General features: G+C 47.4%; 15 protein-coding genes. 6 read left to right on the top strand and 9 right to left on the bottom strand.

Translation table 11 applies throughout. The annotated features are described in order from the left end of the window. Positions 1 to 126 precede the first annotated feature (126 nt). Positions 127 to 768, top strand: coding sequence for a ribonuclease HII (locus tag IQ257_RS07420; RefSeq protein ID WP_193873346.1), 642 nt, complete (start codon positions 127 to 129; stop codon positions 766 to 768). Between the two features lie 34 nt (positions 769 to 802). Here IQ257_RS07420 and IQ257_RS07415 read toward each other — a convergent pair whose 3' ends face one another. After that, a complete protein-coding gene (locus IQ257_RS07415) occupies positions 803 to 1,393 on the bottom strand; it encodes a DUF1997 domain-containing protein (RefSeq protein WP_193873345.1) in 591 nt (196 codons plus the stop codon). A 314-nt stretch (positions 1,394 to 1,707) separates the two neighbouring features. Between IQ257_RS07415 and pheA the strand changes: the two genes are divergently transcribed. Continuing rightward, positions 1,708 to 2,571, top strand: a complete 864-nt coding sequence (gene pheA, locus IQ257_RS07410) for a prephenate dehydratase (RefSeq protein WP_193873344.1) — start codon at positions 1,708 to 1,710, stop codon at positions 2,569 to 2,571. 283 nt (positions 2,572 to 2,854) lie between these two features. Further along, the gene (locus IQ257_RS31105) at positions 2,855 to 3,043 is read left to right on the top strand and encodes a pentapeptide repeat-containing protein (protein WP_369076426.1); all 189 of its coding nucleotides are present in this window, start codon (positions 2,855 to 2,857) and stop codon (positions 3,041 to 3,043) included. Here IQ257_RS31105 and IQ257_RS07400 read toward each other — a convergent pair. The 7 genes from IQ257_RS07400 to IQ257_RS07370 form a co-directional block, all read right to left on the bottom strand. Continuing rightward, on the bottom strand, positions 2,990 to 3,631 hold the full coding sequence (locus IQ257_RS07400) for an LON peptidase substrate-binding domain-containing protein (RefSeq protein ID WP_193873343.1): 642 nt from the start codon (positions 3,629 to 3,631) through the stop codon (positions 2,990 to 2,992). The two genes, IQ257_RS31105 and IQ257_RS07400, sit on opposite strands and share 54 nt — an antisense overlap. A gap of 200 nt (positions 3,632 to 3,831) precedes the next feature. Continuing rightward, entirely contained in the window at positions 3,832 to 4,149 is a 318-nt protein-coding gene (gene rpsJ / locus IQ257_RS07395; protein ID WP_018399487.1) for a 30S ribosomal protein S10, read from the bottom strand. A gap of 126 nt (positions 4,150 to 4,275) precedes the next feature. Then, the gene (gene tuf / locus IQ257_RS07390; protein WP_193873342.1) at positions 4,276 to 5,505 is read right to left on the bottom strand and encodes an elongation factor Tu; all 1,230 of its coding nucleotides are present in this window, start codon (positions 5,503 to 5,505) and stop codon (positions 4,276 to 4,278) included. Positions 5,506 to 5,528: 23 nt separating this feature from the next. Then, complete coding sequence (gene fusA, locus IQ257_RS07385) at positions 5,529 to 7,604, bottom strand: elongation factor G (RefSeq protein WP_193873341.1); 2,076 nt, start codon at positions 7,602 to 7,604, stop codon at positions 5,529 to 5,531. 111 nt (positions 7,605 to 7,715) lie between these two features. After that, positions 7,716 to 8,186, bottom strand: a complete 471-nt coding sequence (gene rpsG / locus IQ257_RS07380) for a 30S ribosomal protein S7 (protein WP_193873340.1) — start codon at positions 8,184 to 8,186, stop codon at positions 7,716 to 7,718. 288 nt (positions 8,187 to 8,474) lie between these two features. Next, positions 8,475 to 8,846, bottom strand: a complete 372-nt coding sequence (gene rpsL, locus IQ257_RS07375) for a 30S ribosomal protein S12 (protein WP_193873339.1) — start codon at positions 8,844 to 8,846, stop codon at positions 8,475 to 8,477. A 92-nt stretch (positions 8,847 to 8,938) separates the two neighbouring features. Then, positions 8,939 to 9,265 (bottom strand): HesB/IscA family protein, encoded by a 327-nt coding sequence (locus IQ257_RS07370; RefSeq protein ID WP_193873338.1) that lies wholly within the window; start codon positions 9,263 to 9,265, stop codon positions 8,939 to 8,941. Positions 9,266 to 9,605: 340 nt separating this feature from the next. Between IQ257_RS07370 and IQ257_RS07365 the strand changes: the two genes are divergently transcribed. The 3 genes from IQ257_RS07365 (at position 9,606) to guaA (ending at position 12,725) form a co-directional block, all read left to right on the top strand. After that, the gene (locus IQ257_RS07365; RefSeq protein WP_193873337.1) at positions 9,606 to 9,779 is read left to right on the top strand and encodes a hypothetical protein; all 174 of its coding nucleotides are present in this window, start codon (positions 9,606 to 9,608) and stop codon (positions 9,777 to 9,779) included. Between the two features lie 48 nt (positions 9,780 to 9,827). Next, the gene (gene cbiD, locus IQ257_RS07360) at positions 9,828 to 10,949 is read left to right on the top strand and encodes a cobalt-precorrin-5B (C(1))-methyltransferase CbiD (protein ID WP_193873336.1); all 1,122 of its coding nucleotides are present in this window, start codon (positions 9,828 to 9,830) and stop codon (positions 10,947 to 10,949) included. A gap of 147 nt (positions 10,950 to 11,096) precedes the next feature. Further along, complete coding sequence (guaA, locus tag IQ257_RS07355; protein WP_322744234.1) at positions 11,097 to 12,725, top strand: glutamine-hydrolyzing GMP synthase; 1,629 nt, start codon at positions 11,097 to 11,099, stop codon at positions 12,723 to 12,725. A 265-nt stretch (positions 12,726 to 12,990) separates the two neighbouring features. Here guaA and IQ257_RS07350 read toward each other — a convergent pair whose 3' ends face one another. Continuing rightward, a complete protein-coding gene (locus tag IQ257_RS07350) occupies positions 12,991 to 13,419 on the bottom strand; it encodes a phosphomannose isomerase type II C-terminal cupin domain (RefSeq protein ID WP_193873335.1) in 429 nt (142 codons plus the stop codon). Between the last annotated feature and the right edge of the window lie 54 nt (positions 13,420 to 13,473).

The following is a 13,473-nucleotide window of genomic DNA, read 5'->3' as shown; positions in this document are numbered from 1 at the left end:
CCCCTTGTCCCCTTGTCCCCTTGTCCCCTTGTCCCCTTATCCCTGAAATATTTTTTTGCTTGGAAGTTCTTTAAAGGATACCCTGTCGGGAGATAATAATTAACCACAACCAATGACCAAGGACTAATGACTAATGACCAATCCAACTTCTGCGAACTGCCAGATTTATCCGGTGATCGAGGATTGGTTGCAGGAATAGACGAAGTAGGACGGGGTGCTCTGTTTGGTCCGGTAGTAGCAGCAGCGGTAATTTTACCCCCATCTACCCTACCCCAGCTTGCTCTAGCGGGTGTCAAAGATAGCAAACAGTTGTCTCGTCTGCGACGTATCAAGCTCGCTCAAGAGATTCAACGGTTGGCACTCGATTGGAGAATTGGTTATGCTACTTGTTCCGAAATCGACCAGCTCAATATCTCGCAAGCGTCACTGCTCGCCATGAAACGGGCTGTTCTCAAGCTGAAAGTGCAGCCTCATCTTTGCTTAGTGGATGGTAAGCAGGTTGTGAAAGGCTTACCCGTTCCCCAACAAAACTTAGTGAAGGGAGATGAGCGATCGCTAGAAATAGCCGCTGCTAGTGTTGTGGCTAAAGTTTGGCGTGATGAGTTAATTGTACGTTTTGCCGCCAAGTATCCTGACTACGATTTGACGGCAAATAAGGGTTATGGAACTGAGCGGCACCGATTAGCGCTACAACAGTATGGCTCTTCACCCCAACACCGTCTGTCTTTTAGTCCCTGTCTTGGATTGGGAACAAATGGGAAAAGATAAACCCAGGCATTCCTTTCTATTTTTTCCAAGGCGTTTAAACAGTTGGATTATCAGCCGGTGACAATTTTTGAGGTTGATCGTGAGTACTTGTCTGGGTATCCTTTTTCGCCCACTGACAATAATCTACGACCAGTTGGTGCATTAATTTCTGCTTAATCCTGAGTAAGACGCTTTTGAGCAATCCGTTACCTGTCGTTTCGAGAATGGGCTTGGGTGTGAGGGAAAGGGGAAGGGGTACGTCTACGCTCACGTTTAAATCCGCTCTGCCTTTGAGCGTGGTAACTCCGTTGCTCTGATAAGGATAAAGTGTACCTTTTAAGTCGAGGGAAAAGCGTTGATTAATATAGTCTAAGCCAGGAATCTCACAGCCTACAGAGGTCAAGTGAACTGTACCGTTAGCATCTGTCCATACTTTCAGCTCCACCATGGGTTGAAAGTTCAGCGACAGAAAACTCAAGGGACGCATTTTCAGGCGAAAGCGTTGGGGACTCCGTTGCTGGATCAGACTTGGATCAGCGATCGCATAAACTAAGCGTTGAGGCTGGCGCAAGTAGTGCTGAATGGGGACGGGTTGTTGGGGTACAGTGATTTCAACCGACTGGGATGCAACAAACTGGCTGTTCATAGGGGGAAAGATTGTCAGCTTCTAGGCTTTTAACTAATTTTACTTTAGTTAAAGTTACTTTAAGATTTCTCAGGAATTGAAATGGGATTTTTATTTTATGGGTCGTATCTTGTCCTTTCTATAAAAGAAGCGCACTCAACCTCGATTCTTCTCAGATCCTAGAACTTCAGACGCTCACCATCCATCATCCTTAGGAAAGCTCTCCAAGAGTTGAGTATGACTCCCAAAACCTATCTCCTAAGGATGATCTGTTGGCATTGACAGGCTACTGCCTAGAAAGGTTAAAAAAGATTTACTGAGTTGAAGTGTACTGTATGTCAGTTTCCATTGCTCATTTAGGACCTCCCGGCACTTACGCAGAAGCTGCTGCCCTAGCTTATCGGCGCGAACTCGCCAGCACAACAGGCAAGCCATCCCTATTATGTCCTTACCCAAGCATTGCTCAAACCTTACGTGCGGTAGCCCAAGAGCAAGCTCATCTGGCTGTAGTCCCCGTGGAAAATTCCATTGAAGGCAGTGTGACAATTACACTCGATACCCTCTGGCAACTGCATGGGCTCCAAATCCAGCAAGCTTTAGTTTTGCCCATCGAACACGCTTTGCTATCACGGGCGGCTGCTCTAGAGTCGATTCAAACCGTTTATTCCCATCCCCAAGCGCTGGCGCAATGTCAGAGGTGGCTAGAGACATCTCTCCCCTCAGTGCAACTGGTGCCGACGAATTCCACAACAGAGGCACTCAAGCATCTGGATACCGATCATACAGCCGGAGTCATTACCTCTCAACGAGCGGCACGACTGTACAACGTACCTATCCTCGCTTCAAATATCAATGACTATCCCGACAACTGCACGCGATTCTGGGTTGTGGGTAAACAATCCTCTCCTGGTGGCAGTTATACCTCTTTAGCCTTCAGTACACCTGCCAACGTCCCTGGAGCCTTGGCAAAACTCCTGCAAGTCTTCGCCAATCGAGGGATTAACTTAAGCCGTATTGAGTCTCGCCCGACTAAGCGATCGCTTGGCGAGTACCTTTTCTTTATCGATTTGGAAGCGGATGCTTCTATTTCTTCCGTGCAAGCTACCCTTTCTGAATTAGCGTCTCATACAGAAATTCTTAAAATCTTTGGGAGTTACAATGTCTTGCCTATTAATTCAACAGCACTGGTTGAGGAGTGACTGTTTGACAAGAGTGGGATCACCCCTTGAATCTCAAGGGGTGACAAGGAGGCTGGAAAGTAGAGAGGATAAGCCCTTATGAAAGTCAAGTCCGCAATTTACAACGGTTTTTAAATCTCCCTCAACTCAGCGCAAAAATGCAATGGTTCCCGATTCTTAAACAATGGCTAAAGAAAAAATATCAACATAGAGCGCTGAATCGACTACAAAGAAGACGAGCCAAGAAATTGAAGTTAATTCACCAGGGATAAATCTCAGCCGTGCAAACTTAAGAAATGCTAATTTGGGAAGTGCCAATTTGAGTGAAGCTAACCTGGTTAGAGCGGATTTGAGTGGCGCGAATTTGCGAGATGCTTACCTGTGGGGAGCTGAGTTGGAAGGAGCTATGGGATTGAACCGATGCATCTTTGTTTCTAATCTAATTAAAAGCATCCTTGAGAACTGTACGGGCTGCCAAATGGTTGCGGGTTGAGGTGAGAATATCTGCCTCTCGCTCCAGACGTGCCGCTGTATCCTGCATTTCTAAGAGTGCCTGCTGTTCAGAAGCGACGCCGTAGAGATTGCCAGCTATCCAATAGGATAACTCTAAGGGAAGTTCGGGTAAGTCTTCCGGCAGCTCGATTTTTTGCTCGGTCAACTTACCTGACAGATGTACTACATCTCGCAGTAATTGTTCGACTGACTTAGCGACTTCTCTCAAGTCTGTGTCTGTGGGTTTATCCTCAATCCATTCCACTAAGCCAACGCGATAGGGTTTTTCACGGACGTACTCCAGGACGCGAAACCGTTGTTGCCCTAAGGTCAATATTTTCATTCGGTCATCGGGCAAACGCTGGAAGTGGACAATTTCAGCGCAGCAGCCGACGGCAGCGGGTTGACCTTGAACGGGGTCCCACATCAATACCCCAAATCGGCGATCGCTATCCAAAATCGTATTCATCATGATTCGGTAGCGAAACTCAAAGATATGGAGGGGAAGAGGACGTCCAGGGAACAGAACCACTTCAGCGAGTGGAAATAACGGGAGTTCTCTAACAGCAATCGAAGAAGAGGGTGCCATCTTGCCTTGGTAAAAATGGTAACTGCGCTTCTTTACCTACTTTAACGGATTTCTTCGTTGGACAAGAACCTGAACACCCATCTAACTCTTGAATTCCTCATCAGACAGAAAAGCAAGAGGCATAAGGAAGACAGCAGGCAGGAGGCATTCGCCAGAGATTTTCCTGTTTTTCACCCGTTACCTGCGTACCTTCAACCTATCTACAGTTTGACTTCAATATCTACACCCGCTGGCAAGTCCAGCTTCATCAGGGCGTCGATGGTTTTAGAAGACGGTTGATAAATGTCAATAATCCGGCGATGGGTGCGTGTTTCAAAATGCTCCCGCGAATCTTTATCAACGTGAGGCGATCGCAATACACAGTAAATTCGACGCTTTGTCGGTAAGGGAATCGGACCGATGGCGGTCGCATTGGTTCGATTCGCTGTATCTACAATCTTCTCACAAGAGGTATCGAGCAATCGCCGATCAAAGGCTTTAAGACGAATCCGAATTTTTTGCTGCTGAATCGTTGCCATTTTTTTAGTTGTCTAGGTACTGGAACAAAAGGGAGCTAATACACAAAGAAGCGCTTTTGTCAAACACAGATGAATAAGGAGCAGAAAAGCTTTGCCTTTCTGCTCCTGTTCTAGCTGAGAACAGTGCTATTTGAGGATTTTGGAAACGACACCCGCGCCGATGGTACGACCACCTTCACGGATAGCGAATCGCATTCCTTGTTCAATGGCAATGGGGTTGATTAACTCCACCGTCATTTTGATGCGATCTCCAGGCATCACCATCTCGACTGTCGTGCCATCGTCAGCCGTGTAAGCATTGATGGTTCCTGTGACATCTGTGGTGCGCACGTAGAATTGAGGGCGGTAGCCTGCGAAAAAGGGTGTATGACGACCCCCTTCTTCTTTCTTCAGGACGTACACTTCCGACTCAAACTGAGTGTGAGGAGTGATTGAACCCGGTTTGGCAATTACCATTCCCCGCTCAATATCTTTTTTCTCAACACCTCGGAGCAAAATCCCGGCATTATCACCAGCCATCCCTTCTTCGAGACTCTTTTTGAACATCTCAATTCCAGTGACGGTTTTTTTAACGGTGTTTCTCAGTCCGACCAACTCCACTTCATCACCAATTTTGACTTTGCCCCGCTCTATCCGACCCGTGGCAACTGTACCCCGACCGGTAATAGTGAAGACATCTTCTACTGCCATCAGGAAGGGTTTGTCTATATCCCGCTCGGGGGTAGGAATATAAGCATCTACTTCATCCATGAGAGAGTAGACCTTATCAACCCACTCATTGTCACCTCGCTTGATATTTGGGTTGGAGGTTAGCGCTTCCACTGCCTGCAAAGCGGAACCCGACACAATGGGAATATTGTCACCATCAAATTCATAACTACTAAGGAGTTCGCGGACTTCTAGTTCCACCAACTCTAGCAGTTCTTCGTCGTCTACCATGTCTTGTTTATTCAAGAAGACGACCAAGCTAGGAACGCCAACCTGTTTGGCTAGCAGGATGTGTTCCCGCGTTTGAGGCATTGGTCCGTCTGCGGCAGACACAACCAAGATGGCTCCGTCCATTTGAGCGGCACCCGTGATCATGTTTTTCACATAGTCAGCGTGCCCAGGACAATCGACGTGAGCGTAGTGCCGATTACCTGTTTCATACTCAACGTGAGCAGTGTTGATCGTAATACCCCGCGCCTTTTCCTCAGGAGCCGCATCAATATCTTCGTACTTCTTGGCTGTCGCTTGACCTGATGCTGCCAGGGTCATGGTTATAGCAGCAGTTAGCGTGGTTTTGCCGTGGTCTACGTGACCAATTGTGCCGATGTTGACGTGGGGTTTAGTTCGTTCAAACTTTGCGCGTGCCATGAATTACGTTTTCCTTTTCCTAGTTATGCGTTCCCTTTGCTCTTAGCAATGATAGCTTCAGCCACGTTGCGAGGCACCTCTTCGTAGTGACTGAACTCCATCGAAAAGATACCCCGACCTTGGGTCTTCGAGCGGATATCCGTAGCATAACCAAACATCTCTGCTAGTGGAACTTTCGCAGTGACTTTGGCAATACTTTCTTCAGTGCCCATCCCTTCAATTTGACCCCGACGGGAGTTGAGGTCACCCATGACATCCCCTAGGAAGTCTTCAGGCACTTCAACTTCCACTTTCATCATAGGCTCTAACAGAACGGGTGAAGCTTTTATCACGGCTTCTCGAATTGCCATTGAGCCAGCAATCTTAAATGCCATCTCTGAAGAGTCTACATCGTGATAAGACCCATCTACTAAAGTGGCTTTGAGATCGATGACCGGATATCCAGCTAGAATGCCGGACTCGCAAGCCTCTTTCATCCCTTGCTCTGCTGGCGAAATGAATTCTTTCGGTATAGAACCGCCAACAATCTTGGAGACAAACTCAAATCCAGTACCGGGTTCTCCTGGCTCGAGTTGAATCACGACGTGACCGTACTGACCTTTACCGCCACTTTGACGGATAAACTTGCCTTCCGCCTTAACATTTTTGCGAACCGTTTCGCGGTAAGCCACCTGGGGCGCACCGACGTTCGCTTCAACTTTAAACTCCCGCAGCATCCGGTCTACCAGAATTTCCAGGTGCAGTTCGCCCATTCCAGCAATTACAGTCTGGTTAGTTTCGGGGTCAATACTGACGCGGAATGTCGGGTCTTCTTCCGATAAGGATTGGAGCGCTTTGGAAAGCTTCTCCATATCCTGTTTAGTTTTGGGTTCTACTGCCACGGAGATTACGGGTTCTGGAATGTAGAGGGATTCCAATACAACTGGAGCCTCTTCGCCGCAAATAGTATCGCCTGTAATGGTGTCTTTCAAGCCAATGGCAGCTCCTAAGTCACCAGCCCGCAGTTCATCAACCTCAATCCGCTCATTTGCCTTCAAGATAATCAAGCGGGAGATGCGTTCTTTCTGATCTTTAGTGGAGTTGAGGACGTAGCTGCCTTTCTTTAGGATTCCCGAGTAAACCCTCAAGAATGTCAAGCGACCGTAGGGGTCTGCCATGATTTTGAATGCCAGAGCTGATAGAGGGGCTTCATCATCAGCAACTCTCTCTGCCACGGTTCCGTCAGGTAAGGTTCCTTGAATTGGCGGTACTTCGGTGGGAGACGGTAAGTAATCAACAACACCATCTAGCAGAAGCTGAACCCCTTTGTTCTTAAATGCAGAGCCACACAGTACAGGTACGATTGTGCCTGCAATGGTGCCTTTGCGCAGAACTTTGCGGATTTCGTCTTCGCTAATTTCCTCGCCTTCTAAGTACTTTTCTAGTAACCTTTCATCGGTTTCAGCCACCGATTCAACGAGTTTGGAATGGTACTCTTGAGCCAGCTCTTTAATGTCTTCAGGGATTTCGACGTCTTCAATATCCGTTCCCAAGTCGTTGTTGTAGACTTTGGCTCGCATCCTGACCAAATCTACAATTCCTCTAAATTCAGTTTCGCTGCCGATGGGAATTTGAATCGCGACGGCATTCGACCGCAAGCGATCGCGAATTTGCTCGTAAACCTTAAAGAAATTGGCTCCGGTGCGGTCCATCTTATTGACGAAGGCTATTCTCGGCACTTTGTAGCGGTCTGCTTGCCGCCACACAGTTTCCGATTGTGGCTGCACACCTCCCACTGAGCAGAACACAGCGATCACGCCATCTAAAACCCGCATTGAGCGTTCGACTTCAATTGTGAAGTCAACGTGACCTGGCGTATCAATAATATTGATTCGATGGTCTTTCCAGCTAGTGCTGATGGCAGCGGCAGTAATGGTGATTCCTCGCTCCCGCTCTTGTTCCATCCAGTCAGTTACGGCTGTTCCGTCATGGACTTCACCGATTTTGTGAACAATTCCTGAATAAAACAGGATTCGTTCCGTTGTTGTTGTTTTGCCCGCATCAATATGGGCTGCAATGCCCATATTGCGTACTTTCTCAAGCGGGATGGTACGTGCCACAGCTACCTCCTTCGTCTGCGCCGCAATTTTACACGTTGCTATCTCTTTACAATTCTATACTTTGTTTAAATTTTTAGGCGTTTGTGTACCTAAATCTGCTAGAGAACGTCGTTAGTATCGGTAATGGGCAAAAGCTTTGTTTGCATCTGCCATTCGATGGGTTTCTTCCCGTTTACGAATAGCATTACCGGTTTCATTAGCAGCATCCATCAGTTCATTGGCTAGCTTGCTAGCCATTGTCCGACCTGCTCTAGACCTTGAAAATTGGATCAGCCAGCGCATTGCCAAACTGGTGCCTCGGTCAGAGCGGACTTCCATCGGTACTTGATAAGTCGCCCCTCCCACGCGACGGGCTTTTACTTCAACCAACGGCGTTACATTCCGCATGGCTTTCTCAAATGTAGCAAGAGGCTCGCTGCCCGTTCGCTCCTCAATGATTTTCATGGCATCGTAGATAATCCCATAGGCAAGGGATTTCTTGCCACTACGCATAATCCGTCGCACCATCATACTGATCAGGCGACTGTTGTAAACCGGATCAGGGGGGACAGGACGTTTTTTTACAACTGTACGACGAGACATAGTTAAGCCTTAAAAAATATAGACAATTGCAAACGTTGAAAAATACCTAGCGGACGCAACTGACCCCTAGGCTGCTAATGATTTGATTCAGGTCTATTTAACTCACTATTAAGTTCATAGTTTCCTCAACCAGCACAGGTTTTATCTCGTTGCATCTCAACAACAAGCTTTACTTTGGTAGTAAACTTAACCTGATTTTTTCAGCCTCTCAGTCTAGCTAAAACCAGAATGAGTTCAGGACACTACCCTAGCATCCTGTAACTCGGAATGGGGCAGACGGATTGTAGCTTACTTGGGACGCTTTGTTCCATACTTGGAACGACCCTGACGTCGATCCTTAACTCCGGCAGTATCCAAGGTTCCCCGAATGATGTGATATCTAACGCCGGGTAAGTCTTTAACACGACCTCCCCTGAGCATCACGACTGAGTGTTCTTGGAGGTTGTGACCGATACCTGGAATGTATGCCGTCACTTCAAAACCAGATGTCAGACGCACTCTTGCCACTTTTCGCAGGGCTGAGTTCGGTTTTTTAGGTGTTGTTGTGTAAACTCGCGTACACACACCGCGACGCTGCGGACATTGCTTCAGCGCAGGCGACTTAGTTTTCTTCTTAGCTTTGAAGCGTTCGCTACGAATGAGCTGCTGAATAGTTGGCATGAGTTACGGCGCGTAAAGCTTTCTTTTCACTATCATAACAATCGACAAATTCTGATTATACCGACATTTTGGCAAAAGTGCCAATTTAAACTTTACCCAGCTCGAAAAGAGTTGCCACAACCACAGCTTTCTAGTGCCTTCGGGTTATGGAATCTAAATCCGCCGCCCATCAGGTCTTCTGAGTACTCTAGGGTCAAATCAGCGATGTAATGGACGCTTTGCTCATCTACGATAACTGAGATTCCACCACACTCATAAATGCGATCGCCTGGGTTGATGCCTTCATCAAAATCGAGGGTGTAGTAAAACTCAGCACAGCCCCCCTTTTGAACTCCCAAGCGCAGTCGTGCCTCTAGCTGCTGGTGCTTCAACTGCAAGCGGTTGATCTCTTTGGCTGCCACTGTACTCAGATGAATCATCAGTTTCTTACAAAACCCAAACTAGCTTATGCTACTGCACTTTAGGTAATGAGCCAACTTAGTTTCTCAAATCTAGGACTGGTAAACAACAACCCGCAAACGGTACTCTAAAAAAAACCGCCAACTCTGGCGGGTCGGTCAGGTCTAGTGCAACCTCCCTATTTTGCGATCGCTTCTGATAAAGAGGCATCGTTTTAGGTCATCAGTCCTTGGTGATCCTATCTCCGCTGCCTTTGTGATCAAGAGCATTCATTCTGTACATTATCTAAATGTAAAGAATTGAAACTAATGTGCATAATCTCCAACTCACTGGACGTATTTAATAGTGGAGGTGATTTTTATGATCGGATTATTAGTTTTGTTAGCCTACCCCACTGTCTTTGCAATTTTTCTAAATGTGTTGTTTGAGCGAGAGTTAAGCAACAAGGATTTAAAATCGTTGCGAGAGTTGCCCAATTGCCCTACTCAATTGCTGTCAATCCAGCGATCGAACTCCTGTTTGATTGCCCATTGATAGGGCAGGGGAGCGATCGCCTAACAGTACCCCTTGATTTCCCCTTGAATGACTGCTTCCCAACCTCAATCAGGCTACACCTTACCCGTTTTTGCCTGTGCCGCAGCTATTGCTGCCCTGCGTTGGTTGCGCCAACCCCAACCTCTAAACGCCGTATCCGTAGATTTAATCGCACCGCCTGAAACTGTCAGCATTCCTATTGAGCAAGTGGCAGGACTCCGAGAAGGTATAGCACTAGCCATCACGCGCAGTGATCCCGGTGATAACCTCGACCTCACGCGCAATACTCCAATTTGGGCATTAGTAGAATGGGGGCAACCCAATCAATGCGAACAAGTACGGATACTGGGGGGTGAAGGAATTGGACGGCAAATGAATGCAGGGGGCAAGGCAGCAATCTACTCCTACGCCCAGCGTCTACTGCAAGACAACCTGAGCCGTCTACTAGCAGCAGCAGAAAAAATTCAAGTCACCTTTATTCTCCCAGCAGGACGCCAATTAGCAGAACGTACCTCTAATGCTGCCTTTGGGGTGGTCGAAGGACTCTCGTTGCTAGGAACGACGGGTATTTCTCAACCCTTAAGTTCTCCTGAGCAATTAGAAGCTTATCGGCAAGAATTGCAAGAGAAAGCCAGCCGTTTTAATTGTTTGGTCTTCTGCGTCGGGGAAAATGGTTTAGATTTAGCCCGAAATTTAGGAATAAATCCAGAGCAGTTGGTTAAAACAGCGAATTGGCTCGGACCGTTATTCGTTACCGCCGGATTGCAGCATGTTCCGGCTATTTTGCTATTTGGCTACCACGGTAAGTTAATCAAATTAGCAGGCGGCATTTTTCACACCCACCACCACCTCGCCGATGGACGGTTAGAAATTCTTACAGCTCACTGCGCTCAAGTGGGTTTACCAACCTCAGTGTTACAGGTAATCTTTACCAGTCCGACAACGGAAGTAGCGCTGCAATATCTCCGGCAATTAGATATCGCTGAAGGTAGTAATTGGGTTGAACAGGTTTATGGCGCGATCGCTTTTGCTATCGATCAACGCTCCCAGGACTACATCCGCAAGCATTCAGAACAAAGCGTTCAAGTTGGTTCAGTGCTATTTGATCGCGATCGCCAGATCGTCACCACTAGTCAAATCGGTGCTACGTTACTAGGACAATTATGCTAACTTGGTAAGAATATCTATAGGCTAATTCTCTAAAAGCCATAAGGTTTTGACCGATTTATTGACTGCAATAGATTCTCGCCGCTCATAAGTTTATTTTGGCAGCGAGATAATTGCATATTCCCACGATTGGTATCACGGACAACAGCAGTGACACTACAGACAGAAAAAGCATCTCCCAACGTTGAGAGGATACCGACTGCCTCTCTACAAAAGCAGCTAAATCGCCAGATGATCGTCATTTTGGATTTTGGCTCTCAATACTCCGAACTAATTGCACGTCGCATCCGCGAAACCCAAGTTTATTCAGAGGTTATTTCCTATCGCACCACTGCCGAACAACTCCGGCAACTTAGCCCCCGAGGAATTATACTGTCCGGCGGTCCCAATTCTGTCTATGACAAGGCTGCTCCCCAGTGTGACCCAGAGATTTGGAATCTGGGCATTCCCGTGCTGGGAGTTTGCTACGGGATGCAGTTAATGGTGCAGCAACTGGGTGGAAAAGTTACCCGTGCCGAACGAGCTGAATATGGCAAGGCATCGTTACTCATTGACGACCCCACTGATTTACTGACTAACGTGGAAGAAGGCTCGACCATGTGGATGAGCCACGGCGATTCCTGTGAGGCATTGCCCGAAGGATTTGAAGTCTTAGCGCATACTGAGAATACTCCTTGTGCTGCGATCGCGCACCACCAGAGAAAGCTGTACGGCGTACAGTTCCACCCGGAAGTAGTACATTCGGTTGGAGGTCTGGCACTAATCCGCAACTTTGTTTACCACATCTGCAATTGTCAACCCACTTGGACGACGGAAGCCTTCGTTGAGGAAAGCATTCGGGAAATTCGTGCCAGGGTGGGAGAAAAACGGGTGCTGCTAGCCCTTTCTGGGGGTGTCGATTCCTCCACCCTTGCCTTTTTGCTGTACAAAGCCATTGGCGACCAGCTCACTTGTATGTTCATCGATCAAGGCTTCATGCGCAAGGGTGAGCCAGAGCGGTTGCTGAAGCTGTTTCAGGAGCAGTTCCACATTCCGGTAGAATATGTAGATGCTCGCGATCGCTTCTTAACTCAAATCAACGGCATCACTGACCCAGAAGAAAAGCGCAGGTGCATCGGTCACGAATTCATTAGCGTCTTTGAAGAAGAGTCTAAACGTCTTGGACCATTTAATTATCTAGCTCAGGGTACGCTCTACCCTGACGTGATTGAATCAGCCGATACTAACGTCGATCCCAAAACTGGGGAGCGAGTGGCAGTAAAAATCAAGAGCCATCACAATGTTGGCGGTTTGCCAAAAGACTTGCGCTTCAAGTTAGTCGAACCCTTGCGCAAACTCTTTAAAGATGAAGTGCGCAAAGTGGGTCGCTCGATTGGCTTACCAGGGGAAATTGTTCAGCGCCATCCCTTCCCAGGACCAGGATTGGCAATTCGGATTATCGGCGAAGTCACTGAGGAACGGCTGGATATCTTGCGTGACGCCGATTACATCGTTCGTCAGGAAATTAATCGGCATGGACTATACCATGAGCTTTGGCAAGCCTTTGCTGTACTGCTGCCGGTGCGGAGTGTAGGAGTAATGGGGGATCAGCGCACCTATGCTTACCCGATTGTCTTACGCTTTGTGTCTAGTGAGGATGGAATGACGGCTGACTGGTCGCGGGTTCCTTACGATTTACTGGAACTTATTTCCAACCGCATTGTTAATGAAGTTAAGGGCGTTAATCGGGTGGTTTACGACATCACCTCTAAGCCGCCTGGAACTATTGAGTGGGAATAATATTTCTCTAATCCACTGTCGGTAAACCCGAAAACCCGCCCCGAGTTAAAACTCCGGGCTAATAGCTTAAGTCCATTTCAACTGAATAACTTGCACCTTTGTCGATAAGCCCGAAAATTAGCCCGGAGTTTTAACTCTGGGCTAATAGCTTAAGTCCACAAAGCGTGGACTAAAACTCTTATCCAGTCGTATGCAAGACGAATGCCAGCTATAAGACAGTGGTTTAAACCACTGGCGGTTAGTGAGACTGGTGCAAGATCTGAGCTTACTTTTGTTCAGGTTTATTACGGGCGTAGTCATCCTCAAACCGAATAATGTCGTCTTCGCCCAAGTACTCGCCATTTTGAACTTCAATGAGTACCAACGGAATAACGCCCGGATTTTCCAATCGGTGCGCGTGACCTTGAGGAACGTAGGTAGACTGATTTTGGTGAACGATCAGTTCATTATCGCCACAAATGACCTTAGCGGTTCCACTCACAACAATCCAATGCTCACTGCGATGGTAATGCATCTGCAAGCTAAGACGATGATTCGGCTTCACTTCAATACGCTTAATTTTGTATCCTCGCCCTTCTTCCAAAATCGTAAACGAACCCCAAGGACGCAGCTCTGTAGCGGCTGCACCTTCGACAGTCATGGATGCAGGTAGGGTGAGAGTCGAAACTTCAGAAATGGCTGGTGAGTGACTCATAATTTTTCTCCTGAAAATGGCTACAAAATCAATTTAAAGAAAATTTGTTGACTA

It is taken from the genome of Coleofasciculus sp. LEGE 07092 (assembly GCF_015207375.1).
Taxonomy (GTDB): domain Bacteria; phylum Cyanobacteriota; class Cyanobacteriia; order Cyanobacteriales; family Coleofasciculaceae; genus LEGE-07092.
The sequence above is the reverse complement of the archived record's forward strand: the minus strand, read 5'-3'. Positions and strand labels throughout refer to the sequence as shown.